This is a genomic window from Streptomyces sp. G7(2002), from assembly GCF_028870195.1.
Taxonomy (GTDB): Bacteria; Actinomycetota; Actinomycetes; order Streptomycetales; family Streptomycetaceae; genus Streptomyces; species Streptomyces nigrescens.
In genome coordinates, this window is sequence record NZ_CP102609.1 from 6,313,647 (window position 1) to 6,337,501 (window position 23,855).

Here is a 23,855-nt window from a genome sequence, read left to right on the forward strand (position 1 = left end):
TAGGGTCGGATCCATGGAGCGCTCCACAGACCACCCCGCCCTCGACCTGTCGCTCGACGCCGCCGCGCTCACCGCGCAGCTCGTCGACTTCCCCTCCGAGAGCGGCAACGAGAAGGACCTCGCCGACGCCGTCGAGCACGCCCTGCGCGCGCTCCCGCACCTGACCGTCGACCGTTACGGCAACAACGTCGTGGCCCGCACCCACCTGGGACGCGACGAGCGGGTGGTGCTCGCCGGACACCTCGACACCGTGCCGATCGCCGACAACGTCCCCTCCCGGCTGGACGAGAACGGCGTCCTGTGGGGCTGCGGCACCTGCGACATGAAGTCCGGCGTCGCGGTCCAGCTGCGGATGGCCGCCACCGTCCCGGCCCCCAACCGCGACCTGACCTTCGTCTTCTACGACAACGAAGAGGTCGCAGCCCACCTCAACGGCCTCGGCCATGTCGCCGACGCCCACCCCGACTGGCTCACCGGCGACTTCGCCGTCCTCCTGGAGCCCTCCGACGGCCAGGTGGAGGGCGGCTGCCAGGGCACCCTGCGGGTCCTGCTGCGCACCACCGGTGAGCGCGCCCACTCCGCCCGCAGCTGGATGGGCGCCAACGCGATCCACGCCGCCGCCCCGATCCTGGCGAAGCTCGCCGCCTACGAGCCGCGCCGCCCGGTCATCGACGGCCTCGAATACCGCGAGGGCCTCAACGCCGTACGCGTCGAGGGCGGCGTCGCCAACAACGTCATCCCGGACGCCTGCACGGTCACCGTGAACTTCCGCTACGCACCGGACCGCACCCCCGACGAGGCGGTGGCCCACGTCCGTGAGGTCTTCGCGGACTGCCCGGTGGACGAATTCGTCGTCGACGACCACTCCCCGGGCGCGCTGCCCGGACTGTCCCACCCGGCGGCCAAGGCGTTCATGGAGTCCGTCGGCGGCACCGCGATGCCCAAGTTCGGCTGGACCGACGTCTCGCGCTTCAGCGCCCTGGGCGTCCCCGCGGTCAACTACGGACCGGGCTACTCCCTGCTCGCGCACAAGAAGGACGAGCGGGTCGAGGTCGACCGCATCCTGCACTGCGAGGAACGGCTGCGCGCCTGGCTGACGGCCTGACGTCCCCCGGGCCCGCCGCCGACCGATCGCCTCCCCGTCGAATTCCCCTGCTCTTCACGTCCGCGGATCTACGCTGAAACGGCAAACGATCTGCCAGCGGAGGGAGCACGACATGGCCAGTCCCGAGGGCGCACCGGTCCCGGAGGAGCAGCGGCTGGGTCCCGTACTGCGCCGCCAGGAGCAGGTGCAGACCGGCACCACGGACCAGCGGCTGCTGGACTCCGAAGGCCCCTCCGAGTGGGTGCACACCGATCCCTGGCGCGTGATGCGCATCCAGTCGGAGTTCGTCGAGGGCTTCGGCGCTCTGGCCGAGCTGGGCCCGGCCGTCAGCGTCTTCGGCTCGGCCCGTACCCCGCGTGATTCCAAGGAGTACGACGCCGCCGTGCGGATCGGGCGGGCCCTGGTCGAGGCCGGGTTCGCGGTGATCACCGGTGGCGGTCCCGGCGCCATGGAGGCCGCCAACAAGGGCGCCAACGAGGCCGGCGGCACCTCCGTGGGCCTGGGCATCGAGCTGCCCTTCGAGCAGGGCATGAACGACTATGTGAACCTCGGTGTCGACTTCCGGTACTTCTTCGTCCGTAAGACGTGTTTTGTGAAGTACGCCCGTGGGTTCGTGGTGCTCCCCGGCGGCCTCGGCACCCTCGACGAGCTCTTCGAGGCGCTCACCCTCGTCCAGACCCGCAAGGTCACCCGCTTCCCGATCGTGCTGTTCGGCACGGCCTACTGGAGCGGACTGGTCGACTGGCTGCGCGACACCCTGATCGCCCAGGGCAAGGCGTCGATGCACGATCTGGAGCTCTTCCACCTCAGCGACGACGTGGACGAGGCGATCACGCTGGTGACCAAGGAGGTCGGGATCTAGGGCGGGTCCTCCGGGGCGGTCACGGTTTCCGTCCTCAGGCCAGTCCCCGGCGGGCGACCGCCGGGGGCCGGTGGCCGGCGATCGAGGCCACCATGTCCAGTACCTGCCGGGTCTCGGCGACCTCGTGGACGCGGTAGACCTGGGCGCCGAGCCAGGCCGAGACGGCGGTGGTCGCCAGGGTGCCGAGCACCCGTTCCTTGACCGGCTTGTCGAGCGTCTCGCCGACGAAGTCCTTGTTGGACAGCGAGACCAGCACCGGCCAGCCCGTGTCCTTCATCTCGCCCAGCCGGCGGGTCGCCTCCAGGCTGTGCCGGGTGTTCTTTCCGAAGTCGTGCCCCGGATCGATCATGATCGCGTCCCGCCGGACGCCCAACTCCACGGCCCGCTCCGCCAGTCCGAGCGTCACCCGCAGGATGTCGTCCATGACGTCGTCGTACGTCACCCGGTGCGGCCGGGTACGCGGCTCCGCGCCGCCCGCGTGGGTGCACACCAGGCCGACGTCATAGCGCGCCGCGACCTCCGCGAGCCGCGGATCGACGCCGCCCCAGGCGTCGTTGAGCACATCGGCGCCGGCCTCGCACACCGCCTCGCCGACCTCGTGCCGCCAGGTGTCGACGCTGATCACCACGTCGGGGAAGCGCTTGCGGACCTCGGCGACGAACCCGACCGTGCGGCGGGCCTCCTCCTCGGCGCCGACCTCCTCGCCGGGACCGGCCTTGACGCCGCCGATGTCGATGATCGCGGCACCGTCGGCCACCGCCTGTTCCACCCGGGCGAGGGCGGGCTCGTCACGGAACGTGGCGCCCTGGTCGTAGAACGAGTCCGGCGTCCTGTTGACGATCGCCATGATCACCGCATCGTGCGCGCCGAACTCGCGATTCCCCAGCCGCAGCATTCCCTGACTCCCTCTCCGTGGTCCGGGAGCGACCCTAACTGTCACACCCGCATGGCACGATCAGTGCAGGCACATAGTCCGGGGAGTTGGTCGTGTTCTGGTTCTTGCTGATCGCGATGGTCGTGGTGGTGGCCGCGGTCACGCTCGTGGTCGTCGGCGGCGGTGACGGTGGGGGGCTGTGGGATTCCGAGCCGGACCGGCTGCACGACCCGCTGCCGGAGGACCGCCCCGTGACCCGCGCCGATGTGGACGCCGTCCGCCTTCCGGTGACCGTCCGTGGCTACCGCATGAACGACGTCGACGACGTCCTGGACCGCCTCGGCGCCGAACTCGCCGAGCGGGACGCCCGGATCGCCGAGCTGGAGGCCGCGCTGGCCGGTGCGCATGCCTCCGCCATGGGCGGCCCGGGGCTGATACAGGACGGCCCGCCGGTGCTCGGGCCGGTGCCGGAGGCGGGTCCCGCCCCCGGGCCCGGCGACCGGGAATCCGCTGACGGACCCGAGGTCCCCGGCAAGACCCCGGAAGGCGAGGAGCGGTCATGAGCGGCGTGGTGAGGGAACCGGACGGCATCCCGCGCTGCCCGTGGGGGATGGAGTCGGCGCAGATGGCCGACTACCGCGCCTACCACGACACCGAATGGGGCCTGCCGGTCCACGGCGACGACGCCCTCTTCGAGCGGATGAGCCTGGAGGCGTTCCAGTCCGGGCTCTCCTGGATCACGATCCTGCGCCGCCGCCCCGGCTTCCGCGCCGCGTTCGCCGGCTTCCGGATCCCGGAGGTGGCGCGGTTCACGGACGCGGACGCCGAGCGGCTGCTCACCGACCCCGGCATCATCCGCAACCGCGCCAAGATCGCCGCGACGATCAACAACGCCAAGGTCGCCGCCGAGCTGGCCCCCGGTGAGCTCGACGAGCTGGTCTGGTCCTACGCCCCCGCCCGGGCCGGCCGGCCGGTGCCGCGCACCGTCGGCGATCTCCAGCCGACGACCCCGGAGTCCACGGCGCTCGCCAAGGACCTCAAGAAGCGCGGCTTCCGCTTCGTCGGCCCGACCACCGCCTACGCGATGATGCAGGCGTGCGGCCTGGTCAACGACCATCTGGCGGAGTGCCACGTCCGGGCGGCAGTGGAGGCGGCCGCCGGCTGACCCCGGGCGGGCCGGCTGACGCGGACCGCCGACGGGGCCGGCCAAGGACGGGTCAGCGCCCCAGGAAGACCGGCTTCTCCTTCTTCACGAACGCCTCGACCGCGATCCGGTGGTCCTCCGACGCCCCGGCCCGGCCCTGCAGTTCGTCCTCCTTGCCGAGGGTCTCGACGAGCGAGTGCCCCGCCCCGTAGGCCAGCGACTCCTTGATCGCGGCATACGCGGCGGTCGGGCCCTGGGCGAGCCGGCGGGCGACGGCCGCGGCCGCCCCGGCCAGCTCCTCGGCCGGTACGACCTTGTTGGCGATGCCCAGGTCGTACGCCTCCTGGGCGCTGATGTTGCGCGGGAAGAGCAGCAGATCGGCGGCCCTGCTCCGGCCGATCAGCCGCGGCAGCGTCCAGGACATCCCGGAGTCGGCGGTCAGCGCGACACCCGCGAAGGAGGTGTTGAAGGAGGCGGAGTCGGCGACCACGCGGTAGTCGGCGGCCATCGCGAAGCCCGCGCCGGCGCCCGCGGCCACTCCGTTGACGCCCGCCACCACGGGCTTGGGCATCTCGGTCAGCGCCGTCACGATGGGGTTGTAGTGCTCACGCACGGTGTTCATGGTCTTCCCGGAGCCGGTGGCCCGGTCCTCGGCCAGCAGGCCGATGTGCTCCTTGAGGTCCTGCCCGACACAGAAGGCGCGCCCGGTGGCGGTCAGCAGCACGGCGCGTACGGCGGGGTCGGCGGCGGCCTCCTTGAGGGTGTCCCGCAGCTGGACCTTCGCCTCGATGTTCAGCGCGTTCATCGCGTCCGGGCGGTTGAGCGTGATCGTCGCCAGTCCGTCGGTCACGTCATAGAGCACGGTGTCGGCCATAGTGGGAGTCCCCTCCGTCGCGGCTCGGACTGCTCGGCAGCGGCAGTCAGCGCTCAGGATGCCGGAGATCATCGGGCATCGGCATGTGACGTACATCAAAGATTGCGGGTGTGCCGGGGGTCGGCGGGCGGAGAAGTATTGCAGCCACCTCTCCGAATTGAGGGGGTTTGAGGGAGCGCGTTGCCGAAGGGATGCGGCCCGATGTTGGTCATCGGGTCGTTCGATGCGGGATAATGGCCTGGAAGCAATGTGTTCGATGCCGGTGACACGTGCCTATTCGGGCCGTCGGCTGAGATGAGCTGGTTTCAGGAAGGGGAACGAGCATGGCGGCCATGAAGCCGCGGACGGGCGACGGCCCGCTCGAGGTGACCAAGGAGGGGCGGGGCATCGTCATGCGTGTTCCGCTCGAAGGCGGCGGGCGGCTCGTCGTCGAGCTGACCCCCGACGAAGCCAAGGCCCTGGGTGAGGCCCTGGACAAGGTCACCGTCTGACAAGGGCGGCGCAACCGGCGGTTTCCCGGGGCTGACCCCGGTATCCCCAGCCGAATTACCCCGGCCCCGGCACGTGGCGCGCAGTAAAGGCGCGCCGCGTGCCGGGGCCGTTTCGTACGCCGGAGCCGGGCGGGTCAACCGCGCTTGACCGCGCAGAGCAGTCCGTCGCCGACCGGCAGCAGGGACGGCACGAGTGTCGTGCTCTCCCTCACGGCCCGCAGCAGTTCCCGCAGCCGCAGCACCTCGGCGGGCTGCACCGCCGAATCGACCGTACGGCCGTCCGCGAAGACGCCCTCGAAGCACACCAGGCCGCCGGGGCGCAGCAGACGCAACGATTCAGCGAGGTACTCCAAGCACTCCATCAGGTCGCCGTCGCAGTACACGAGGTCGTATCCGCCGTCCGCGAGCCGGGGCAGTACGTCCAGGGCGCGGCCGGGGATGAAGCGGGCGCGGTTGCCGGCGAAGCCCGCGGCGCGGAACGCCTGCTTGGCGAACCCCTGCCGCTCGGGTTCGAGGTCCACGGTGGTCAGCACGCCGTCGGGCCGCATGCCGTGCAGGAGGTAGATGCCCGACACGCCGGTGCCGGTGCCGATCTCGGCGACCGCCTTGGCGTCCACGGCGGCGGCGAGCAGACGGAGGGCGGCGCCGGTGCCGGTGGTCACCGTGCGGATACCGGCTTCCCGTGCCCGGTCGCGGGACCAGTGCAGGGCGGCCTCGGCGCTGTCGTCGATGGTCCCGGCGCCGTACGCCTCGGCGAATGCCAAGCTCGTCTGCCGGTTGCCGGTAATGGCCCTCTCCTGTCCCCGTAGTTGACGCAACCGTGACTGTATCCGCTGCGTGCGGGAACCCGCAGATGGGACCGGGCGTTATGGAGGGGTAGCGGGATGACGGGGGGATGCACCGGTGACGACCGCGCGAGACGCGAACCACGACCAGAAGCAGGACCAAATGCAGGTCAAAACTGCTTATCCGGAGCTAACGGGCGAGGTGGATATGGTAGGGGCTCTACTGGACACCACCAGAGCCACCAGGGGAGGTGCGGCTGCGGCGGGTGACCGAGGGGTGCTGAGGCGCTTGAAAAGGTCGTTCGCCGAGCCGAAATCCGTGACAAACACTGCTGACCGTTTCCGCCCCCATGGCCCGAAGGGCAGGGGAGGGGCTCCCACCGCCGACTCCGCGACCACCGCGACCTTTGCCGCAGACGCGGATGCGCAGGCGTGGACCCCGCCCAGCTGGGAGGAGATCGTCAGCACCCACAGTGCACGGGTCTACCGCCTCGCCTACCGCCTCACCGGCAATCAACACGACGCCGAAGACCTCACCCAGGAGGTGTTCGTCCGCGTCTTCCGTTCGCTGTCGACGTACACCCCCGGCACCTTCGAGGGCTGGCTGCACCGCATCACGACCAACCTCTTCCTGGACATGGTCCGGCGCCGTCAGCGTATTCGCTTCGATGCGCTCGGTGACGATGCCGCCGAGCGGCTCCCCAGCCGTGAGCCCTCCCCGCAGCAGCACTTCAACGACACCCACTTCGACGCCGATGTGCAGCAGGCGCTGGACACCCTGGCGCCCGAGTTCCGTGCCGCCGTCGTCCTGTGCGACATCGAGGGCCTGTCCTACGAGGAGATCGCCGCGACCCTGGGCGTCAAGCTCGGCACGGTCCGCAGCCGTATCCACCGTGGCCGCTCCCATCTGCGCAAGTCCCTCAAGCACCGTGCCCCGGCCACCCGCGCCGAAGAGCGCGAGCAGCGGCGCTCGCTGGCCGTGGTGCCCTCGCAGGAGGTCGGAATCGCGTGAGCGGCAACGGCGGTCCGTCCCCCGCCGAGCAGCATCTCGGCGACCGCCTTGCGGCCCTGGTCGACGGCGAGTTGGGGCATGACGCGCGCGAGCGGGTGCTCGCGCATCTTGCGACCTGCGGCAAATGCAAGGCAGAGGCCGACGCCCAGCGTCGGCTGAAAGACGTCTTCGCCCAGGCGGCGCCCCCCGGCCCCTCCGAGGGCCTGCTGGCGCGTCTGCAGCAGCTGCCCGGCGGTGACCCCGAGGGTCCCGGCAGCCGGCTCGGCAACGGCGGTCTCGGACGCGGCGACTTCGCCAGAGGTGGCGGCGCGTTCCGCTATGTCCCCTCCGGCGGCCACTCCGGCCATGCCATGGCGGCGCTGCCCGTCCAGCCCCGGGGCCGCGGCTTCCGGCTGCCCGAGACCGACCGCCCCGCCCAGCGGCGCCGGTTCGCCTTCGCGGCGGCCGGTGCGGTCTCCCTCGCGGCCTTCGCGCTGGGCGGCGCGCTCCCGCTGGAAGCGGCCGTCGACCTGCCCGGCGGACGCGTCGAGGGCGGCGGCACGGCCGTCACCCCGCTCAGCGCCACCCCGGCCGCAGACAGCGGTTCCCTGCTCCGCGGCGCGGAGTACCACGCCCAGAACCCCTCGTCCGGCAGTCGGCAGCCGTCCGGCGGTCCGACCCTGGCCCCCGCCCCCAGCGCCATGGCCCTGTACGGCCCGAGTACGGCACCCGGCCCCTATGCGTCGGCGTCGTCGGCACCGCCCGCACCGGCCGGGCGCTTCGGCCTCTCGCCGCTGATAGCCGCGACCGGTCCGGCCTCGGCGTATCACTTCGCGCCCCTGACAGCCGTGACCGGCAACACCCCGGTGCGCAAGAACCCGCCGGCGCTCCCGCCGCTGGAGCCCAAGCGCCCGCTGATCGGCTCCGCTGTCGCAGCGGCCCCCTCCGCCGAGGGCGGAGCCCCCGCCCGGCACTGACCGTCCCCTGCGCGGCCCCACGCGGAACTGGTTGAATCGCTGTGGGGCGGCGCACCCCTGAGCGGGCGCGTCCGCGAGGTGGTGGTGGCCCGCGCACGGTGCGGGCGAACTCTGGGGAGAGCATGGACGACGGTAAGGCCGCCGGGCCGAAGCTGAAGTGGTGGAGCCGTCCGGGGGGTACCCCGGGCACGGAACCGTCCGCCGAGGCCGGTCCGCAGACGGTGCCGTCCGCCGGCAGCCCGGCGGACGGGACGCGGACCGAGGGCACCGGCACGTCCGACGTGCACAGCGCCGAGGACTGGCTCGTGCGTCCGCCGGAGCAGGGGGGAGCACCGGACGGGATGGCGGGCTCGCCTGACGGGACGACGGGCTCGCCGGACGGGTCCGGACCGGCCGGTGCCGCGGTGACCGATACGTCCGGGCCGGCGGAGGAATTGACCGCCCGGACGCCCCACGCGCCGGGCACGTCCGCCGGGCAGCAGACGGAGGACTGGACCGTGCGTCCGCCGGAGCCGCGGAACGGCTCGGTGGCGCCCACGCCGCCCGGAGGCGCCGAAGCGGCCGAAGTGCCCGATACCGTCGATGAGTTGACCCCGGCCCAGGGTTCCGTAGCCGTGGACGGTACGGACCAGGGGACTGCCGGGGCTGTGGACGGCCGGACCGCCGGCGGTGCGCGTCCGGCCGCGGCGACCGTGACGCTCGGTCAGGTGCGCGCTGGCGCACGGGACGGGGCCACACCGGCTGCCGGGACCCCGGACGCCGCCGCCACTACGGCCACGACGGCCCGTACGACCACCGCGGCCGCCCCCGCACCCGAAGCCGCTCCGGTGCCGCCCGTTGCGCCTCCCTCGGCCGAGGCCCCGGGCACAGCGCCCCAGCGGCAGCAGCCGCTGCACGCCGAGGACCCGTACGGCACCCCTCCGTACGGCGGCCCCGGACCCTGGGCGCCCGCGCCGCCCGTACAGCGGCCGATGGCGACCCCCGCACAGGGCACGGTGCTGCCGCCGCAGACCGCAGCGCTGCCCCCGTACGGCGCCCCGGCCGCCCCGCAGCACGCGATGCAGGCCCCCGCCTACCCGGGCCCGCCGCCACCCGCCGCGCCCCCGGGCGCGCCCGGCGAGGAGCGCGCACCGGGCGCCGAGCAGCCGCACCCGGCCGGGGCGGCCGACACCGCACACCCCCAACCCGCCACCGAACCGGCCGCGCCCCACCGGCCGGGACTCCAGAAGCCCGGCGCCCCGCTGCCCGCTCCCGGCCGGACCGCGGCCCCCGGGCCCACCGGCTCGCAGAGCGCCCCCCTGGACCCCGCGGCCGGACCCGACGCCGCACAGGAGGGCGCGGACGGCGCCTTCGTCCCCCACCCCGGCGACGGCGGCCCCCGCCCGGCCTCGGCGACCGCGCCCTACCCGGCCGGGCCGCAGCCCGGCACCCCCGGACCCGGCGACGGCGGCCCGGCCGCCGCCCCCGGGCACGCCCCCGCCCGCCAGGGCGCCTGGCAGCAGTACGACCCCTGGAGCGCGCCGCTGCAGGGCGGGCCCGTCGCGGCGCCGCCCGGCCGGCGCGGCCGGCGTGCGCCGCTGGTCGCCGGTGCGGTGGCGCTCGCCCTGCTCGCGGGCGGCGTCGGCGGCTGCATCGGCGCGTATGTCGAGCGCTACGGCGGCATCAGCGACATCAAGCTTCCGCAGTCCGCGGCCGAGGAGGGGGGCCGTAAGCCCGACAGCGTCGCCGGGATCGCGCAGACCGCGCTGCCCGGGGTGGTCACGCTCCACGTACGGGGCGGCGCCGAACAGGGGACGGGCACCGGCTTCGTCCTCGACCACCAGGGGCACATCCTCACCAACAACCACGTCGTCGAACCGGCCGGCAGCGGCGGCGAGATCTCGGTGACCTTCAGCGGCGGCCAGACGGCCAAGGCCAAGGTCGTCGGCCGGGACGGCGGCTACGACCTCGCCGTCGTCCAGGTGGAGGGCGTCGCGGGGCTGCGGCCGCTCACCCTCGGCAACTCCGACTCGGTGCGGGTCGGCGACCCTGTGGTGGCGATCGGCGCCCCCTTCGACCTCGCCAACACCGTCACGTCCGGGATCATCAGCGCCAAGCAGCGCCCGATCACCGCGGGCGGCAAGAAGGGCGACGGCAGCGATGTGTCGTATGTGGACGCGCTGCAGACCGACGCCCCCATCAACCCGGGCAACTCCGGCGGCCCGCTGGTGGACGCCAAGGCGCGGGTGATCGGCATCAACAGCGCCATCCGCGCGGCCGACAGCGGCAGCGGTCTGGACGGCGGCGCCCAGGGCGGCAGCATAGGGCTGGGCTTCGCCATACCCATCAACCAGGCCAAGCGGGTGGCCGAGGAGCTGATCAACACCGGCCGGGCGACACACCCGGTGATCGGCGTCACGTTGGAGATGGAGTACGCCGGCGACGGGGCGCGGGTCAGCGAGCGCAGCAAGGACGGCAAGGAGCCGGTCCTCCCGGGCGGCCCCGGCGCCAAGGCCGGGATCAAGGCCGGCGATGTGATCACCAAGGTGGACGGTGCCCCGGTGCACAGCGGTGAGGAGCTGATCGTCAAGATCCGCAGCCACCGGCCCGGCGACACGCTGGTGCTGACCCTCCAAAGGGGCGGTAAGGAACGGTCCGTCCGGCTCAGCCTGGGATCCTCCAGTACGGGCTGATCGTTTGCATGGTGTTGGTACGGGCGACTCCCGCCCGACGTACGGGGCCAGGTACCGTGATAGGCGGCCTGGCCCCTAGGCCACCGAAGGCCGCGGATAACCCAAGGAGCTGCAAGGTGTTCTTCGACATAGGACCCCTCGAGCTGGTGGCGCTCGTGATCCTTGCCGTGCTCATCTTCGGTCCGGACAAGCTCCCCAAGGTCATCCAGGACGTCATGTCCTTCGTCCGCAAGGTCCGGGCGTTCTCGGACAGCGCCAAGGAAGACATCCGCAGCGAGCTGGGGCCGGAGTTCAAGGACTTCGAGTTCGAGGACCTCAAGCCCAAGAACTTCGTGCGCAAACACGTCCTGGAGAAGGACGAGTACGGCCTCAAGGACCTTCAGGAGATCCGTAACGGCTTCGACCTGAAGAAGGAGATGGCCGAGGTCACCGACGCCGTCCACGGCCACGACAGCGCCTCCTCCGCCACGTCCTCGAACGGCTCGGGTCCGAGCCTGTCCAAGGAGTCCCCGGCCGCCTCCGCCGGGTCTCCCGACATGGTCAAGAGGCCCGCTCAGCCGGACGAGCGTCCGCCGTTCGACGCCGACGCCACCTGACACACACCGGTATGACTGTCTGTGTGGACGCCTATGGCTATGCTCCGGGTGTCCGGGGTTCGGTCGCCTGAGGGGGGCGGGCCGCCCACGACGCAGGGCAACAAGGAGGCTCCGCGCAGATGGAGACGACCAGTCCGTCAGCGACACATGAGGCGGCCGCCGCCGGCCGGAAGGTCGACGGCTATCTGCTGGCCGCGTTCCCGTGGTACGGCCTCGACGAGGCGTTCACCGGTCCGCGCTGGCTGATGCAGGTCGGCGCGGCCGCGGACGGCACCGTCGAGCACGGCGCCACCGGGCACGGCGAGGAGCCCACCATCAAGGTGGAACCGCCGCAGGACGAGCGGTTCGCGGTCGTGGTGACGGTCGCCAGCCGCCCCGTGCGGCGCAGCGGTGACGGGACCGGCGTCCTGGAGGCGACCTCGGTCTCGACGGCCGCCTGGCTCGCCGGGTCGGGGCTGCTCGCGCAGACCTGGCCGACCCAGATGGACCGGACGCTGCGCCAGGACTGGCTGGACCAGCAGACGATGCTCGCCTGGGAGCTGGCCGACGACCTCGGCGGCGGGAGCTGGAGCGAGCTGATGCTGCCGGTGGACGGGGTGCCCACCTCGTTCGCCTACCGCGAGTCCGAGTACGGCTGGGTGCTGGCCGGCTCGGCGAGCGAGGGGCCCGAGGAGGTCCACATCGGCGCCTACGGGCGCGGGATGAGCGCGTACGGCCTGGGCTTCTCGGTGATCAAGGATCTGGCCGCGTACGAGGGCTGACCGGCCGGGTACGAGAGCCGAGGCCGAGCCGAGGGCCGGGGCGGCCCGGCACCGGACAGCCAGGCACCGGACGGCCCGGCGCAACAGCGAGGGGCGGACCCGTGTGGGCCCGCCCCTTTCCGCGTCATCCGGGAGCCGGGGCCGCGACCTCCATGGGGCGCAGCACCGGTCGCCGTCTCAGAACTTATTGCGCGGGGTGATCCCCAGCGACATACCGGACAGGCCCCGCGCCCGGCCGCCCAGCTTGCCCGCGATCGACCGGATGGCCGAACCGGCGGGGGAGTCGGGGTCGGTCAGCACGACCGGCTTGCCCTCGTCGCCGCCCTCGCGCAGCCGGACATCGATCGGGATGGAGCCGAGCACCGGCACCTGAGTGCCCGTCGTCCGGGTCAGGCCCTCGGCGACCCGCTCGCCGCCGCCGGTGCCGAAGACATCGACCATCTCGTCGCAGTGCGGGCAGGGCAGCCCGGACATGTTCTCGACCACGCCGACGATCTTCTGGTGGGTCTGCACGGCGATCGAACCGGCCCGCTCGGCGACCTCGGCGGCGGCCTGCTGCGGGGTGGTGACCACCAGGATCTCGGCGTTCGGCACCAGCTGTGCCACCGAGATCGCGATATCGCCGGTGCCCGGGGGCAGGTCCAGCAGCAGCACGTCCAGATCGCCCCAGTAGACGTCGGCGAGGAACTGCTGGAGCGCGCGGTGCAGCATCGGGCCGCGCCAGACGACGGGGGCGTTGCCCGGGGTGAACATACCGATCGAGATGACCTTCACGCCGTTCGCCGACGGCGGCATGATCATGTTCTCGACCTGGGTGGGCTTGCCGTCGGCACCGAGCATCCGGGGCACCGAGTGGCCGTAGATGTCGGCGTCCACGACACCGACCTTCAGACCGTCCGCCGCCATCGCCGCGGCGAGGTTGACCGTCACCGAGGACTTGCCGACACCGCCCTTGCCGGAGGCGACCGCGTAGACCCGGGTCAGCGAACCGGGCTGGGCGAACGGCACCTCACGCTCGGCGGTGCCGCCGCGCAGCGAGGTCGCCAGCTCCTTGCGCTGCTCGTCGCTCATCACGTCCAGCTCGACGGCGACGGAGGTGACGCCCTCGACCCGCTCGACGGCCTCGCGCACGTTGTTCGTGATCGTCTCGCGCATCGGGCAGCCGGAGACGGTGAGATAGACCACGACCGCCACCGCGCCGTCCGCCGCGATGTCCACCGATTTGACCATCCCCAGCTCGGTGATGGGGCGGTGGATCTCGGGGTCGTTCACCGTCGCGAGCGCGTCGCGGACCGCGTCCTCGCTCGGGGTGCCGCCATGGGGCGTGTCGGTAGCCATGACCCGATGGTACGGCGCGTGAGGGTGCCTCCGGAAAGCCCGTCAGCGGTCGCGTTCATCACTCTCCGCGTCAGCCGGCTGCCGCAGCTCCAGATCCCTGAGCATGTCCTGGAGCTCGGAGCGGATCCAGTCGCGGGTGGCGACCTCGCCGAGCCCGAGCCGCAGCGCCGCGATCTCCCGGGTCAGATACTCGGTGTCGGCGATGGAGCGCTCGTTCTGCTTGCGGTCCTGCTCGTGGGTGACCCGGTCGCGGTCGTCCTGGCGGTTCTGCGCCAGCAGGATCAGCGGCGCGGCGTACGACGCCTGGAGCGAGAGCGCCAGCGTCAGGAAGATGAACGGGTACTGGTCGAACCGCAGACCGCTGGGCGCGGTGGTGTTCCAGATGACCCACACGATGATGGTGAAGGTCATCCAGACGATGAAGCGGCCGGTCCCCAGAAAGCGGGCGATCTTCTCCGAGAGCCGTCCGAAGGCCTCCGGGTCGTACTCGGGCAGGAACGTACGGCGGGGCGCGCGCGGCTGGTCCAGGCGCACCCGCGGGCGGTCGGCTGCGCCCCGGCGCAGCGCGGAGGCGCCGTTCGCCCGCGACCGTTCCCGGCCGCCGTCCCGTTCGTCAGCGCCCATGCGCGGCCTTCCCGAGGCTGCCGTTGCCGGTCAGACCGGCGGCCGCCGTGCCGTGCAGCCCGTCCTCCCGCCAGTCGTCCGGCAGCAGATGGTCCAGCACGTCGTCGACGGTGACCGCGCCCAGCAGGGCCCCGCTCTCGTCCACGACCGGCGCGGCGACCATGTTGTACGCGGCCAGATAGCTGGTCACCTCCGGCAGCGGGGTGTCCGGCGGCAGGGCGGGCAGATCGGTGTCGGCGATCGAGCTGACCAGGGTGAACGGCGGGTCGCGCAGCAGCCGTTGGAAGTGCACCAGGCCCAGGTACTTGCCGGTGGGGGTCTCGTCCGGGGGCCGGCAGACATAGACCTGGGCGGCCAGGGCGGGGGAGAGGTCCGGGTCGCGGACCCGGGCCAGCGCGTCCGCGACGGTCGCGTCCGGCCGCAGCACGATCGGCTCGGTGGTCATCAGCCCGCCCGCGGTCCGCTCCTCGTACGACATCAGCCGCCGCACATCCGCGGCCTCCTCCGGCCGCATCAGCGCCAGCAGCCGCTCCTTCTCCTCCTCCGGCAGCTCGGAGAGCAGATCGGCGGCGTCGTCCGGGTCCATCGCCTCCAGGACGTCGGCGGCCCGCTCGTCCTTGAGCTTGCCGATGATCTCCACCTGGTCGTCCTCCGGCAGCTCCTCCAGGACGTCGGCGAGCCGGTCGTCGTCGAGCGCCGCGGCGACCTCGGCGCGGCGCTTGGCGGAGAGGTGGTGCAGCACCCCGGCCAGGTCGGCGGGCCGCAGCTGTTCGAAGGTGGCCAGCAGGCTCTCCGCGCCCTGCCCGTGCTCCTCCAGCGAGAAGCCGGTCACCGCCGACCACTCCACGGTCAGCGCCTCTCCCTTGCGGCGCAGCGCCCCGCCCTTCCCCTTCCGCACGAAGACCTTGTCGATCTCCCAGTCCCGGCGGGCCGGCAGCTGGGTGATGCCGATGTCGAGCACGGTGACCTCCTCACCGGTCTCCACCAGCCGCACCCGCCGGTCGAGCAGCTCCCCGAGCACCAGCGTCTCGGACGCCCGCTGCTCGAAGCGCCGCATGTTGACCACGCCGGTGATGACGATCTGGCCGGAGTCCACACCGGTCACCCGCGTCATGGGGACGAAGATCCGGCGCCGGCTGATCACCTCGACGACCACACCGAGCAGCCGCGGCGGCCGGTCGCCGACCCGGAGCAGGGCGACGAGGTCCCGCAGCCGGCCGACCTGGTCGCCGTTGGGGTCGAAGACGGCGCTGCCGGCGAGATGGGAGACGAAGACCCGGGGAGTCACGACTGCCATGCAGAGCGCCGCCCTTCTCCCGTTCGGCCCGAAATAAGGCATCGATCCGGGTTCAGGCTAACGCGCCCGGGTCCGCGCCGCCCCGGTGAAAGAGGCCGTAGGGTGACCGCCACGCACCCCGCGGAAGAGCCTGCGCAGCACAGGTACGCTGCCGTACTGCTGTCGACGTCACCCGCATCAGGAGGCAGAGCCGACGTGAGCGCAATCCCCCCGGGCGCCGGCCCCCGACCCCTGCCCGGAACCCGTCGTACGGGACGGGCCGCGCTCGTGGGGGCGGTCTGCGCGGCACTGGCCGTGGGGCTGACCGGCTGCGGCGAGGAGGAAGATCCGGACGCCGGCACCAACGGCATGGGAAAGCTGCCCGCCGCGAAGATCGAGTCCAAGGCGCGGGCCGCGGCCCAGCGCGCCGATACGGTGCATCTCTCCGGCAATGTCGTCAGCCAGGGCCGCACCTACAAGCTCGACATGAGCCTGGCCAAGGACGGCGCCAAGGGCGAGCTGACCACGAAGGCCGCCGCCTTCCAGTTGCTGCGGGTCGGCGAGGCGCTCTATCTGAAGGCGGACGCGGCCTTCTGGGCCGGTGAGAAGAGCGGCCGGTCGGGCGCGCCCGACCAGGCGGCGAACAAGCTCGGCGGCAAATACGTCAAGGTGCCCGCCAAGGACCCCGTCTACAAGCGCTTCAGCGGCTTCACCGACAAGGACACCCTGCTCGCCGGTCTGCTCGGGCTGCACGGCAAGCTGACTGCCGGGGACCGCGACGACCTCGACGGGGTCCGCACCATCCGGCTCACCGCCGCCGCGGGCTCCGGCGGCACCCTGGACGTCTCGCTGGAGGGCACGCCCTACCCGCTGCGGCTGCGGCGCGCCGGCGGCGCGGGCGTGGTGCGGTTCGCCGACTGGGGCAAGAGCGTGGACCTCAAGGCCCCGCCCAAGGACCAGGTCGTGGACTACGGCCCCCGGATCTCCGGCGGCGGCCGGTAACGGGGCACGGCCGGCCCGTACCCTTCCCTGTCGCCGGGCGGGGCGGGGCAGGGGCCTGACGGCCCGGGGCCTCAGCCCTTGCGCCCCCGCCGCAGCAGCTTCGGCAGCGCGGCCGGGACGGGCCGCCGGGTGATCGCGGAGGTCGCCAGCGGCGGTGCGGCGTGCGACTCCTCGGGCATCTGTCCGGGACGCTGTGTGGTGCCCCCGGTCGGCTCCAGCCGCAGCACCCGGCACTCGCGCGCCCAGCGCTCCGTGAGGGTGTCCGCGTCCGGCGCGTTGAGCCGCTTGCCCTTGAGCTCGTCGACCGCGGCCCGCCAGGCCTCGCTCTCCGGCGCCAGCTCGACGACCCCGGCCTGCCAGGCGACCAGCCGGCCGCCCTTGTCCTTGCTGCGGACGGTGACCGTCGCGGTCCCGCCGTCGGTCAGCCCGAGGTCGGCCAGCGGCTGTTCGCCGGCGCCGTCCCCGATGAGGCAGGCGGCTCCGTCGAGCCACAGATGCCACAGCGCACGGGACGGGCCCGCCGTCCCCCGTACCCAGATGAGGCCGGACTTCTTCGTGGCCTCTTCGATGAGCGCCCGATCCTGCAGGGCCTGCGACACGGTCTCCGTCATACGGCTCAGCCTAATCGCCCCGGCCACGGGCGACCGGGGCCGCCCAGGCGCTGAGATGCGCGGACCCGCGGGCCGCGGCGGCGGACGGCGACGGGCGGCCCCGCGGGCGGGTGCCGCGAGCCGGGGTCACAGCCAGCCGTTGCGCTTGAACCCGCGGTGGATGCCGAAGCAGATGGCGACCGTCGCCAGCAGCACGGCCGGATAGCCGAACTTCCAGTGGAGCTCGGGCATGTAGTCGAAGTTCATGCCGTAGATCCCGGCGATCATCGTGGGCACGGCGAAGATCGCCGCCCATGCCGTGATCTTGCGCATGTCCTCGTTCTGCGCGACGGCGGCCTGCGCGAGGTTGGCCTGGAGGATGGAGTTGAGCAGATCGTCGAAGGACAGCACCTGCTCGTTGACCCGCGCCAAGTGGTCGGCGACATCCCGGAAGTACTTCTGGATGTCGGAGTCCACCAGCCGCATCGGACGCTCGCTCAGCAGCTGCATCGGCCGCAGCAGCGGCGACACCGCCCGCTTGAACTCCAGTACCTCACGCTTGAGTTGGTAGATCCGTCCGGCGTCGCCGCCCTTGGGGGAGCCCTTGCTGCCGGGGCCCTTGCCGTTGGAGCCGGAGCTGAAGACGTCGATCTCCACCTCGTCGATGTCGTCCTGCACCGCGCCGGCCACCGCCATGTAGCCGTCGACGACCTGGTCGGCGATGGCGTGCAGCACCGCGGACGGCCCCTTGGCCAGCAGCTCCGGGTCGTCCTGCAGCCGGTGCCGCAGCGCGCGCAGCGAGCCCTGGCCGCCGTGCCGCACGGTCACGATGAAGTCCCGGCCGGTGAAGCACATCACCTCGCCGGTCTCCACGACCTCGCTGGTGGCGGTCAGCTCGGCGTGCTCGACGTAGTGGACCGTCTTGAAGACGGTGAACAGCGTCTCGTCGTAGCGCTCCAGCTTGGGCCGCTGGTGGGCGTGCACGGCGTCCTCGACGGCGAGCGGGTGCAGCCCGAACTCCTGGGCGATACCGGCGAATTCGGCCTCGGTCGGCTCGTGCAGCCCGATCCAGGCGAAGCCGCCCTCGGCCCGGACGCCGGCCATCGCCTCGGCCGGGGTGACGTGCTCGCTCACCCGGCGGCCCTCGCGGTAGACACCGCAGTCGACGATGGCGCTGTTCGGGCAGACGGGGGCGGACGCGGCGTAGTGGTACGAGGGGTCGTCGCGACGCCGGGACGGACGGACGGCGGCGCGCAGGTCGCGGATCATCGACATGGCAGGCTCCTTCACGGGCCGGCCGTCAGCGCGGGCGCGGGGGGCAACGCTGCCCGGAACGTGGACGTACGAGGCGTCATCGGCCGTACGTCCGCAAAGCGGGCGGCGCTCCGTGCGGGGGCACTGACGGCAGTTCGCAGAAAACACGGAACAAAGAGTCGAAGGCGCTCTTCCGTCATCTACTTCCGGCGCAAAGGTGCTTCCCTGGTTTCACCGCTGAGCGGCTGGGTACGGAAGCTCTCGGATCAGGAGATTCGCTGCGCGAGGGGGATGACGGGAGAACTATCGGTACTGCACGGTCGACTCGGATCCACCGCAGCCCCACCTCCTCCGGCCGGTCCCCGTTGGGGGACGACGTCATTCCCTGACCAGACGGCAAGGCTATCAGCCGCCTGAAGCGTTACGGTGCCGCTTTGCCCGTTCGATACGAAGAACGGGGACGCCGCACAGCAGCCCGTCGAGGGGTGACAGCCGGGCACGGGACCGGCCGTATGCTCGCGCCATGTCTGACGTTCTTGAGCTGGTCGAGGCCCGGTTGCGGACAACCCTGGGCGAGCCGGACGCGCGCGCCGCCGTCACTTTCCTCGGGACCGACCGTATCGAGGTCCTCCGCTTCGTGGACAGCGGGGTGGTCCGTTACGCCACGCTCGGGATGTCCGCGCAGCCCATGGCCGACCCCACCGCCGTGCTGGCCGATCCCCTGCGCGGCCCGCGCGCCGAACTCGTGCTGTCCGTACGGGCCGGCCGCGCCGACACCGACAAGGCGCTCCGGGCGCTCGCCGTGCTCGCCGCGTCCCCGCAGGTCGAGGGGGTGGTCGTGGCGCCCGGCGCTTCGCTGGACGTGGGTGAGCCGCTGTGGCCGGGCGCGGCCTTCACCTCGGTGCTGGTCGCCTCGCCCGGTGGTCTCGTCGAGGACCTCGAACTGGATGAGCCGATGGAGCCGGTCCGCTTTCTGCCGCTGCTGCCGATGACGCCCAACGAGGCGGCCTGGAAGCGGGTGCACGGCGCCGAGGCCCTGGAGAAGCGCTGGCTGGAGCACGGTACGGATCTGCGCGATCCGCTGCGCGCGGGCGTTCCGCTCGACTGAGCCGCGAGCCGCCGGGCAGTGGTGCGCCCCGTCGGCCCTCCGGAGGGAGGGCGGACGGGGCGTCAGTTTTCTTGCGGGGGTTCCTTGCGGGGGCGGGCGCGGCGGCCGGTGCGGCTCAGCGGGCGAAGGCCGTGACCCCGTCCTCCGTGGCGTGCTGCGGGGCCCGCTCCTCGGCCTCGGTGGTCAGCGCCCGGCGCCGGACCGCGACGATGACGGTGCCGGTCACCGCCGCACCGGCCGCGACCACGAAGGGGAGGTGGACATCGGTCCACTCCTCGATCTTGGGCGCGAGGAACGGCGCGGCCGCCGCCGCGAACCAGCGTACGAAGTTGTAGCCGGCGCTCGCCACCGGGCGCGGAGCGTCCGAGACGCCCAGCGCCAGTTCCGTGAAGACGGTGTTGTTCAGGCCGATGAAGGCGCCGGACAGGACGGTGCAGACGATGGCGGTGGTGTGGTCGCCGTAGCCCAGCACGAGCAGATCGGCGGCGAGCAGCAGCAGCGAGGCGCACAGCACCTTCAGCGAGCCGAAGCGGTGCTGCAGCCGGGGCGCCACGATCACCGAGAACACCGCGAGCAGCACACCCCAGGCGAAGAAGACACCGCCCGACTTGTAGGGGGACATGTTCAGCACGAACGGGGTGAAGGCCAGCACCGTGAAGAACGCGTAGTTGTAGAAGAACGCGGAGACGGCGGTGGCGGCCAGCCCGCCGTGGCCGAGCGCCTTGACCGGGGCGAGGAGCGAGGTCCTGGCGGCCGGCTTCGGCTGCTCCTTGAGGAAGGCCGTGATGGCGAGGAAGCCGATGGCCATCAGGACGGCGGTCCCGAAGAACGGGTAGCGCCACTTCATGTCACCGAGGACCGCGCCCAGCAGCGGGCCGCAGGCCATGCCGAGGCCCAGCGCGGACTCGTACAGCAGGATCGCGGCGCTGCTCCCGCCGGTCGCCGCGCCCACGATCACCGCCAGGGACGTGGAGACGAACAGGGCGTTGCCCAGGCCCCAGCCCGCCCGGAAGCCGACCAGTTCGGCGACGGACCCCGACATTCCGGAGAGCGCCGCGAAGACCACCACCAGCGCCAGCCCGGCCAGCAGCGTCTTGCGGCCGCCGATGCGGCTGGAGACGAAGCCGGTGACCAGCATCGCGACGGCGGTGATCAGGAAGTAGGAGGTGAAGAGGAGGGAGACCTGGCTGTTGGTGGCGTGCAGGCCCCGGGCGATCGAGGGGAGGATCGGGTCGACGAGGCCGATGCCCATGAAGGCCACGACCGAGGCGCCCGCCGTGGCCCAGACGGCCTTCGGCTGGCGGAGCAGGGAGGTGCCGCCCTCCTCGAACGGATCGTCCGCGCCGCTGTGGCCGCCGTTCTTCGTGCCGCTCATGCTGCGGTTCCCCTTCCTGTTGCCGGTTGCGTATCCCTGGTCCGCGGCGGCCCGGTGCGACCGCCGAGATCGTTGACGTTTACACACAATAAGTTAGGCGTTCTAAAGAATGCAAGCTGCAACTAGTTGCCCCGGCGGGGGCGGGCCAGCCGGGGAAAGCGGTCAATTGCGCGGCGGCGTACGTGATTCGGGGCACACCGGTCGGGTGATCGTCCTTGACGCGGCGGCGGGGCTGGAGGACCGTGGGTCCCTATGAGGGGCGAACCCAGTTGCCCGAAGTGCGGAGGCCGGGTAAGGGCGCCCGGTCTCTTCTCCGACACCTGGCAGTGCGCCCTGCACGGCACCGTGCATCCACTCCAGCCGGTCGTCCCGCCGAGCGTCGAGGCGCTCGGCGTAGTCGTGCACCGCGCCCAGGTGCCCGTATGGATGCCCTGGCCGCTGCCGGTCGGCTGGCTGTTCACCGGTGTGGCCTGCGCCGGCGACGACCGCAGCGGCGGCCGGGCGACCGCGGTGGCCTGCACGGGCCCCAGCCCGCTCGGCGGCCCCGGCGAACTGCTGCTGATCGCCGAGGAACTGGGCGTCGGACTCGGCGCGCGCTACGCGGGCATCGACGGCCCCGACCCCGGCCGCCACATCTGCGTCGACAAGCACCCGCACGGCAAGGTGCTCGCCGCCGGCCGCCCGACCCCGCTGTGGCATGTCGACGACGCGCCCCCGGACCGCGCGGTCTTCGCGGGTGAGGCACGCGGGCTGTGGATCTGGGCGATCGCCTGGCCCGAGCAGTCGGGTCTGATGATGTACGACGAGCTGGTGCTGACCGATCTGCGCGAGGCCGGGGCCGAGGTGGATCTGCTGCCGTGTGGTGCCCTGTCGCCGCGGATCCTGAGCTGACCGCCGGGCCTGTGGTCCGGGCCGCTGCGGCCGTCCGGCGGGGGCGGGTGCCACCCGGCCGCCCGGTATCCTGCTGAGGTCCCCTTACGGTGTACCTGTACCCGGCGTGTCCCGGGCCCCGTCCCCCGTCCGTCCCGCAGCAGTCTGGAGTCCGCGTCGTGCGCATCGATCTGCACACCCACTCCACGGCCTCCGACGGTACGGACACCCCCACCGAGCTGGTGCGCAACGCCGCGGCCGCCGGTCTGGACGTCGTCGCGCTGACCGACCACGACACCGTCGGCGGCCACGCCGAGGCACGGGCGGCGCTGCCCGGTGGGCTGACGCTGATCACCGGCGCCGAACTCTCCTGCCGGATCGACGGGGTGAGCCTCCATATGCTCGCCTACCTCTTCGACCCCGAGGAGCCCGAGCTCGCCCGCGAGCGGGAGCTGGTGCGGGACGACCGGGTGCCGCGGGCCCAGGGCATGGTCGCCAAGCTGCGGGACCTCGGTGTGCCGATCACCTGGGAGCAGGTCGCCCGGATCGCCGGGGACGGCGCCGTGGGGCGGCCGCACATCGCCACCGCCCTCGTCGACCTGGGCGTGGTCCCCACCGTCTCCGACGCCTTCACCTCCGAGTGGCTCGCCAATGACGGCCGGGCGTACGTGCAGAAGCACGAGCTCGACCCGTTCGACGCGATCCGGCTGGTCAAGGCCGCGGGCGGGGTCACCGTCTTCGCGCATCCGCTGGCCGTCAAGCGCGGCAGCTGCGTACCGGAGAGCGCGATAGCCGAACTGGCCGCGGCCGGCCTCGACGGTATCGAGGTCGACCACATGGACCACGATGAGCCGACCCGCGCGCGACTGCGCGGCATGGCCGCCGACCTCGGCCTGCTGCCCACCGGCTCCAGCGACTACCACGGCAGCCGCAAGACCTGCCGGCTCGGCGACTACACCACCGACCCCGAGATCTACGGCGAGATCGTGCGCCGCGCGACCGGCGCCTTCCCCGTTCCCGGCACCGGCGGCTGAGCCCGCCGCGGCCGGCTGCCGCGCCGCGCGCCCCGGTCCGCAGGGCCGTCACCCTTCAACGGGCCGTTTCGGTCCGGGCGATCAGCGGACCCCTGCCCGGCCATCCCACCACCCCCTTTCTTACGGGCCCGCGTCCGCGCGCCGGTCCGTGGCTCATCCCGTACCACCTCTCGCAAGGCCTTCACCGTGTTCGACGTCGCCGTCTTCAGTACTCTTTTCGTCACCCTGTTCGTGATCATGGATCCGCCGGGCATCACCCCGATCTTCCTGGCCCTGACCTCCGGCCGGCCGGCCAAGGTGCAGCGCCGGATGGCCTGGCAGGCGGCCGCCGTCGCCTTCTGTGTCATCGCCCTCTTCGGCCTCTTCGGCCGGCAGATCCTGGGGCGGCTGCACATCTCCACACCCGCGCTGATGATCGCGGGAGGTCTGCTGCTCCTGCTGGTCGCGCTGGATCTGCTGACCGGCAAGTCGGAGGAGCCGACCCAGACCAAGGACGTCAATGTGGCGCTGGTGCCGCTGGGCATGCCGCTGCTGGCCGGGCCCGGCGCGATCGTGTCGGTGATCCTCGCGGTGCAGCACGCCCACGGCGTCGCCGCGCAGATCTCCGTCTGGGCGGCGATCGCGGCGATCCATGTGGTGCTGTATCTGGTGATGCGGTTCTCGCTGGTGATCATCCGTGTGATCAAGGACGGGGGAGTGGTCCTGGTCACGCGGCTGGCGGGCATGATGCTCTCCGCGCTCGCCGTACAGCAGATCATCAACGGCGTACTGCAGGTGATCGAGTCGGCGGCCTGACGCCCCGGCGGCCCACGGCCGCGGACAGCGCAGCGCCCCCGTACGACCTGTGCGTACGGGGGCGCTCGTGCGGTGCGGCCGATCGCGGCCGGCCGTCAGGTGTCGTGCGTGAGATGTCGTGCGTCAGATCTCGTGCGTCGTCGGACGGTGGAACTCGGTGTTAGCGGACGGCGGTGTCGGCCGGCCGGATGTAGATGCGCTGGCCCGTCGAGGCGGCCTGCTGCACGATCCGGTTGACGGAGGCGGCGTCCACGACGGTGCTGTCCACGGCGGTGCCGTCGACATCGTCCAGGCGCATGATCTCGAAGCGCATACGGCTTCTCCCTTCGTCTGATCCTCCTGTGGAGAACTCTTGAGCCGGAGCTGCCCGGCGTCACTGCCCGGCGCTCCGTACTGGTAGAACGTCCTGCCCAGTGCAATCATTCCCTACGCTAAAGAAAAATTTCGACGGTCTAAG

The 23,855-nt window shown here is 72.2% G+C and carries 25 protein-coding genes; 15 read left to right on the forward strand and 10 right to left on the reverse strand.

All coding sequences use genetic code 11. From position 1 onward, the window contains the following. Positions 1-13: 13 nt before the first annotated feature. Positions 14-1,105: a succinyl-diaminopimelate desuccinylase gene (gene dapE / locus NUT86_RS26940; protein ID WP_159486314.1), complete on the forward strand. Its 1,092-nt coding sequence runs from the start codon at positions 14-16 to the stop codon at positions 1,103-1,105. Positions 1,106-1,217: 112 nt separating this feature from the next. Continuing rightward, positions 1,218-1,967: an LOG family protein gene (locus NUT86_RS26945; protein ID WP_159486312.1), complete on the forward strand. Its 750-nt coding sequence runs from the start codon at positions 1,218-1,220 to the stop codon at positions 1,965-1,967. 34 nt (positions 1,968-2,001) lie between these two features. Here the strand turns inward: NUT86_RS26945 and folP are convergent, their stop codons facing one another. Next, positions 2,002-2,862 carry a dihydropteroate synthase gene (gene folP, locus NUT86_RS26950; protein ID WP_266439332.1) on the reverse strand — a complete coding sequence of 287 codons (861 nt, stop codon included), beginning with the start codon at positions 2,860-2,862 and terminating at the stop codon, positions 2,002-2,004. 92 nt (positions 2,863-2,954) lie between these two features. Between folP and NUT86_RS26955 the strand changes: the two genes are divergently transcribed. Continuing rightward, positions 2,955-3,404: a DivIVA domain-containing protein gene (locus NUT86_RS26955; protein WP_274737995.1), complete on the forward strand. Its 450-nt coding sequence runs from the start codon at positions 2,955-2,957 to the stop codon at positions 3,402-3,404. Then, positions 3,401-4,006 carry a DNA-3-methyladenine glycosylase I gene (locus tag NUT86_RS26960; RefSeq protein WP_274737997.1) on the forward strand — a complete coding sequence of 202 codons (606 nt, stop codon included), beginning with the start codon at positions 3,401-3,403 and terminating at the stop codon, positions 4,004-4,006. The genes NUT86_RS26955 and NUT86_RS26960 overlap by 4 nt, the downstream gene beginning before the upstream one ends. Positions 4,007-4,058: 52 nt before the next feature. Here NUT86_RS26960 and chcB read toward each other — a convergent pair whose 3' ends face one another. Then, entirely contained in the window at positions 4,059-4,859 is an 801-nt protein-coding gene (gene chcB, locus NUT86_RS26965; RefSeq protein ID WP_274737999.1) for a 2-cyclohexenylcarbonyl CoA isomerase, read from the reverse strand. 323 nt (positions 4,860-5,182) lie between these two features. Here chcB and NUT86_RS26970 point away from each other — a divergent pair, with 323 nt between their 5' ends. Further along, a complete protein-coding gene (locus NUT86_RS26970; protein ID WP_006603288.1) occupies positions 5,183-5,350 on the forward strand; it encodes a DUF3117 domain-containing protein in 168 nt (55 codons plus the stop codon). A 134-nt stretch (positions 5,351-5,484) separates the two neighbouring features. Here NUT86_RS26970 and NUT86_RS26975 read toward each other — a convergent pair whose 3' ends face one another. Next, positions 5,485-6,168, reverse strand: a complete 684-nt coding sequence (locus NUT86_RS26975; protein WP_026169593.1) for an O-methyltransferase — start codon at positions 6,166-6,168, stop codon at positions 5,485-5,487. Positions 6,169-6,454: 286 nt separating this feature from the next. On the opposite strand from NUT86_RS26975, the gene sigE reads away from it, so the two are divergent. The 5 genes from sigE to NUT86_RS27000 all read left to right on the forward strand — a co-directional run bounded on the left by sigE (position 6,455) and on the right by NUT86_RS27000 (position 12,132). Further along, the gene (sigE, locus tag NUT86_RS26980; protein ID WP_266439337.1) at positions 6,455-7,147 is read left to right on the forward strand and encodes an RNA polymerase sigma factor SigE; all 693 of its coding nucleotides are present in this window, start codon (positions 6,455-6,457) and stop codon (positions 7,145-7,147) included. Continuing rightward, entirely contained in the window at positions 7,144-8,103 is a 960-nt protein-coding gene (locus NUT86_RS26985; RefSeq protein ID WP_018089409.1) for an anti-sigma factor family protein, read from the forward strand. The genes sigE and NUT86_RS26985 overlap by 4 nt, the downstream gene beginning before the upstream one ends. Positions 8,104-8,225: 122 nt before the next feature. Beyond that, on the forward strand, positions 8,226-10,775 hold the full coding sequence (locus NUT86_RS26990; protein WP_342456259.1) for a S1C family serine protease: 2,550 nt from the start codon (positions 8,226-8,228) through the stop codon (positions 10,773-10,775). A gap of 116 nt (positions 10,776-10,891) precedes the next feature. Then, the gene (locus tag NUT86_RS26995) at positions 10,892-11,371 is read left to right on the forward strand and encodes a sec-independent translocase (protein WP_159486305.1); all 480 of its coding nucleotides are present in this window, start codon (positions 10,892-10,894) and stop codon (positions 11,369-11,371) included. Positions 11,372-11,490: 119 nt separating this feature from the next. Then, entirely contained in the window at positions 11,491-12,132 is a 642-nt protein-coding gene (locus NUT86_RS27000; RefSeq protein WP_018089412.1) for a hypothetical protein, read from the forward strand. Positions 12,133-12,309: 177 nt separating this feature from the next. On the opposite strand, the gene NUT86_RS27005 is transcribed toward NUT86_RS27000, so the two are convergent. From NUT86_RS27005 to NUT86_RS27015, 3 genes are read right to left on the reverse strand one after another with little or no spacing between them, the layout of a single operon-like run. Next, a complete protein-coding gene (locus NUT86_RS27005; protein ID WP_018089413.1) occupies positions 12,310-13,470 on the reverse strand; it encodes an Mrp/NBP35 family ATP-binding protein in 1,161 nt (386 codons plus the stop codon). A gap of 42 nt (positions 13,471-13,512) precedes the next feature. Then, entirely contained in the window at positions 13,513-14,094 is a 582-nt protein-coding gene (locus NUT86_RS27010; RefSeq protein ID WP_109892429.1) for a DUF1003 domain-containing protein, read from the reverse strand. Next, positions 14,084-15,391 carry a magnesium transporter MgtE N-terminal domain-containing protein gene (locus tag NUT86_RS27015; protein WP_018089415.1) on the reverse strand — a complete coding sequence of 436 codons (1,308 nt, stop codon included), beginning with the start codon at positions 15,389-15,391 and terminating at the stop codon, positions 14,084-14,086. Before NUT86_RS27015 ends, NUT86_RS27010 begins: the two co-directional genes overlap by 11 nt. A gap of 195 nt (positions 15,392-15,586) precedes the next feature. Between NUT86_RS27015 and NUT86_RS27020 the strand changes: the two genes are divergently transcribed. Beyond that, on the forward strand, positions 15,587-16,372 hold the full coding sequence (locus NUT86_RS27020) for a hypothetical protein (protein WP_078518587.1): 786 nt from the start codon (positions 15,587-15,589) through the stop codon (positions 16,370-16,372). Positions 16,373-16,443: 71 nt separating this feature from the next. On the opposite strand, the gene NUT86_RS27025 is transcribed toward NUT86_RS27020, so the two are convergent. Both NUT86_RS27025 and NUT86_RS27030 read right to left on the reverse strand, forming a co-directional pair. Next, a complete protein-coding gene (locus NUT86_RS27025; RefSeq protein WP_274738008.1) occupies positions 16,444-16,983 on the reverse strand; it encodes a hypothetical protein in 540 nt (179 codons plus the stop codon). Between the two features lie 126 nt (positions 16,984-17,109). Beyond that, positions 17,110-18,237, reverse strand: coding sequence for a magnesium and cobalt transport protein CorA (locus NUT86_RS27030; protein ID WP_018089418.1), 1,128 nt, complete (start codon positions 18,235-18,237; stop codon positions 17,110-17,112). Between the two features lie 502 nt (positions 18,238-18,739). On the opposite strand from NUT86_RS27030, the gene NUT86_RS27035 reads away from it, so the two are divergent. Further along, a complete protein-coding gene (locus NUT86_RS27035) occupies positions 18,740-19,324 on the forward strand; it encodes a suppressor of fused domain protein (protein ID WP_093637681.1) in 585 nt (194 codons plus the stop codon). Positions 19,325-19,439: 115 nt separating this feature from the next. Here the strand turns inward: NUT86_RS27035 and NUT86_RS27040 are convergent, their stop codons facing one another. Continuing rightward, positions 19,440-20,699 carry an MFS transporter gene (locus NUT86_RS27040; RefSeq protein WP_274738011.1) on the reverse strand — a complete coding sequence of 420 codons (1,260 nt, stop codon included), beginning with the start codon at positions 20,697-20,699 and terminating at the stop codon, positions 19,440-19,442. Positions 20,700-20,951: 252 nt separating this feature from the next. Here NUT86_RS27040 and NUT86_RS27045 point away from each other — a divergent pair, with 252 nt between their 5' ends. From NUT86_RS27045 to NUT86_RS27055, 3 genes are all read left to right on the forward strand, one after another. Beyond that, positions 20,952-21,590 carry a DUF6758 family protein gene (locus tag NUT86_RS27045; RefSeq protein ID WP_018089420.1) on the forward strand — a complete coding sequence of 213 codons (639 nt, stop codon included), beginning with the start codon at positions 20,952-20,954 and terminating at the stop codon, positions 21,588-21,590. 158 nt (positions 21,591-21,748) lie between these two features. Further along, complete coding sequence (locus NUT86_RS27050; protein WP_274738013.1) at positions 21,749-22,603, forward strand: PHP domain-containing protein; 855 nt, start codon at positions 21,749-21,751, stop codon at positions 22,601-22,603. Positions 22,604-22,789: 186 nt separating this feature from the next. Beyond that, positions 22,790-23,398 carry a MarC family protein gene (locus NUT86_RS27055; protein ID WP_018089422.1) on the forward strand — a complete coding sequence of 203 codons (609 nt, stop codon included), beginning with the start codon at positions 22,790-22,792 and terminating at the stop codon, positions 23,396-23,398. Between the two features lie 160 nt (positions 23,399-23,558). On the opposite strand, the gene NUT86_RS27060 is transcribed toward NUT86_RS27055, so the two are convergent. Continuing rightward, positions 23,559-23,711, reverse strand: coding sequence for a hypothetical protein (locus NUT86_RS27060; protein ID WP_085925097.1), 153 nt, complete (start codon positions 23,709-23,711; stop codon positions 23,559-23,561). Positions 23,712-23,855 lie beyond the last annotated feature (144 nt).

What these genes read in the sequence shown, in the direction of transcription:
- dapE (WP_159486314.1), top strand. Translation starts at nt 14, where the DNA reads ATGGAGCGCTCCACAGACCACCCCGCCCTCGACCTGTCGCTCGACGCC.
- NUT86_RS26945 (WP_159486312.1), top strand. Translation starts at nt 1,218, where the DNA reads ATGGCCAGTCCCGAGGGCGCACCGGTCCCGGAGGAGCAGCGGCTGGGT.
- folP (WP_266439332.1), bottom strand. Translation starts at nt 2,862, where the DNA reads ATGCTGCGGCTGGGGAATCGCGAGTTCGGCGCGCACGATGCGGTGATC.
- NUT86_RS26960 (WP_274737997.1), top strand. Translation starts at nt 3,401, where the DNA reads ATGAGCGGCGTGGTGAGGGAACCGGACGGCATCCCGCGCTGCCCGTGG.
- chcB (WP_274737999.1), bottom strand. Translation starts at nt 4,859, where the DNA reads ATGGCCGACACCGTGCTCTATGACGTGACCGACGGACTGGCGACGATC.
- NUT86_RS26970 (WP_006603288.1), top strand. Translation starts at nt 5,183, where the DNA reads ATGGCGGCCATGAAGCCGCGGACGGGCGACGGCCCGCTCGAGGTGACC.
- NUT86_RS26990 (WP_342456259.1), top strand. Translation starts at nt 8,226, where the DNA reads ATGGACGACGGTAAGGCCGCCGGGCCGAAGCTGAAGTGGTGGAGCCGT.
- NUT86_RS27000 (WP_018089412.1), top strand. Translation starts at nt 11,491, where the DNA reads ATGGAGACGACCAGTCCGTCAGCGACACATGAGGCGGCCGCCGCCGGC.
- NUT86_RS27005 (WP_018089413.1), bottom strand. Translation starts at nt 13,470, where the DNA reads ATGGCTACCGACACGCCCCATGGCGGCACCCCGAGCGAGGACGCGGTC.
- NUT86_RS27010 (WP_109892429.1), bottom strand. Translation starts at nt 14,094, where the DNA reads ATGGGCGCTGACGAACGGGACGGCGGCCGGGAACGGTCGCGGGCGAAC.
- NUT86_RS27015 (WP_018089415.1), bottom strand. Translation starts at nt 15,391, where the DNA reads ATGGCAGTCGTGACTCCCCGGGTCTTCGTCTCCCATCTCGCCGGCAGC.
- NUT86_RS27025 (WP_274738008.1), bottom strand. Translation starts at nt 16,983, where the DNA reads ATGACGGAGACCGTGTCGCAGGCCCTGCAGGATCGGGCGCTCATCGAA.
- NUT86_RS27030 (WP_018089418.1), bottom strand. Translation starts at nt 18,237, where the DNA reads ATGTCGATGATCCGCGACCTGCGCGCCGCCGTCCGTCCGTCCCGGCGT.
- NUT86_RS27035 (WP_093637681.1), top strand. Translation starts at nt 18,740, where the DNA reads ATGTCTGACGTTCTTGAGCTGGTCGAGGCCCGGTTGCGGACAACCCTG.
- NUT86_RS27040 (WP_274738011.1), bottom strand. Translation starts at nt 20,699, where the DNA reads ATGAGCGGCACGAAGAACGGCGGCCACAGCGGCGCGGACGATCCGTTC.
- NUT86_RS27045 (WP_018089420.1), top strand. Translation starts at nt 20,952, where the DNA reads ATGAGGGGCGAACCCAGTTGCCCGAAGTGCGGAGGCCGGGTAAGGGCG.
- NUT86_RS27060 (WP_085925097.1), bottom strand. Translation starts at nt 23,711, where the DNA reads ATGCGCTTCGAGATCATGCGCCTGGACGATGTCGACGGCACCGCCGTG.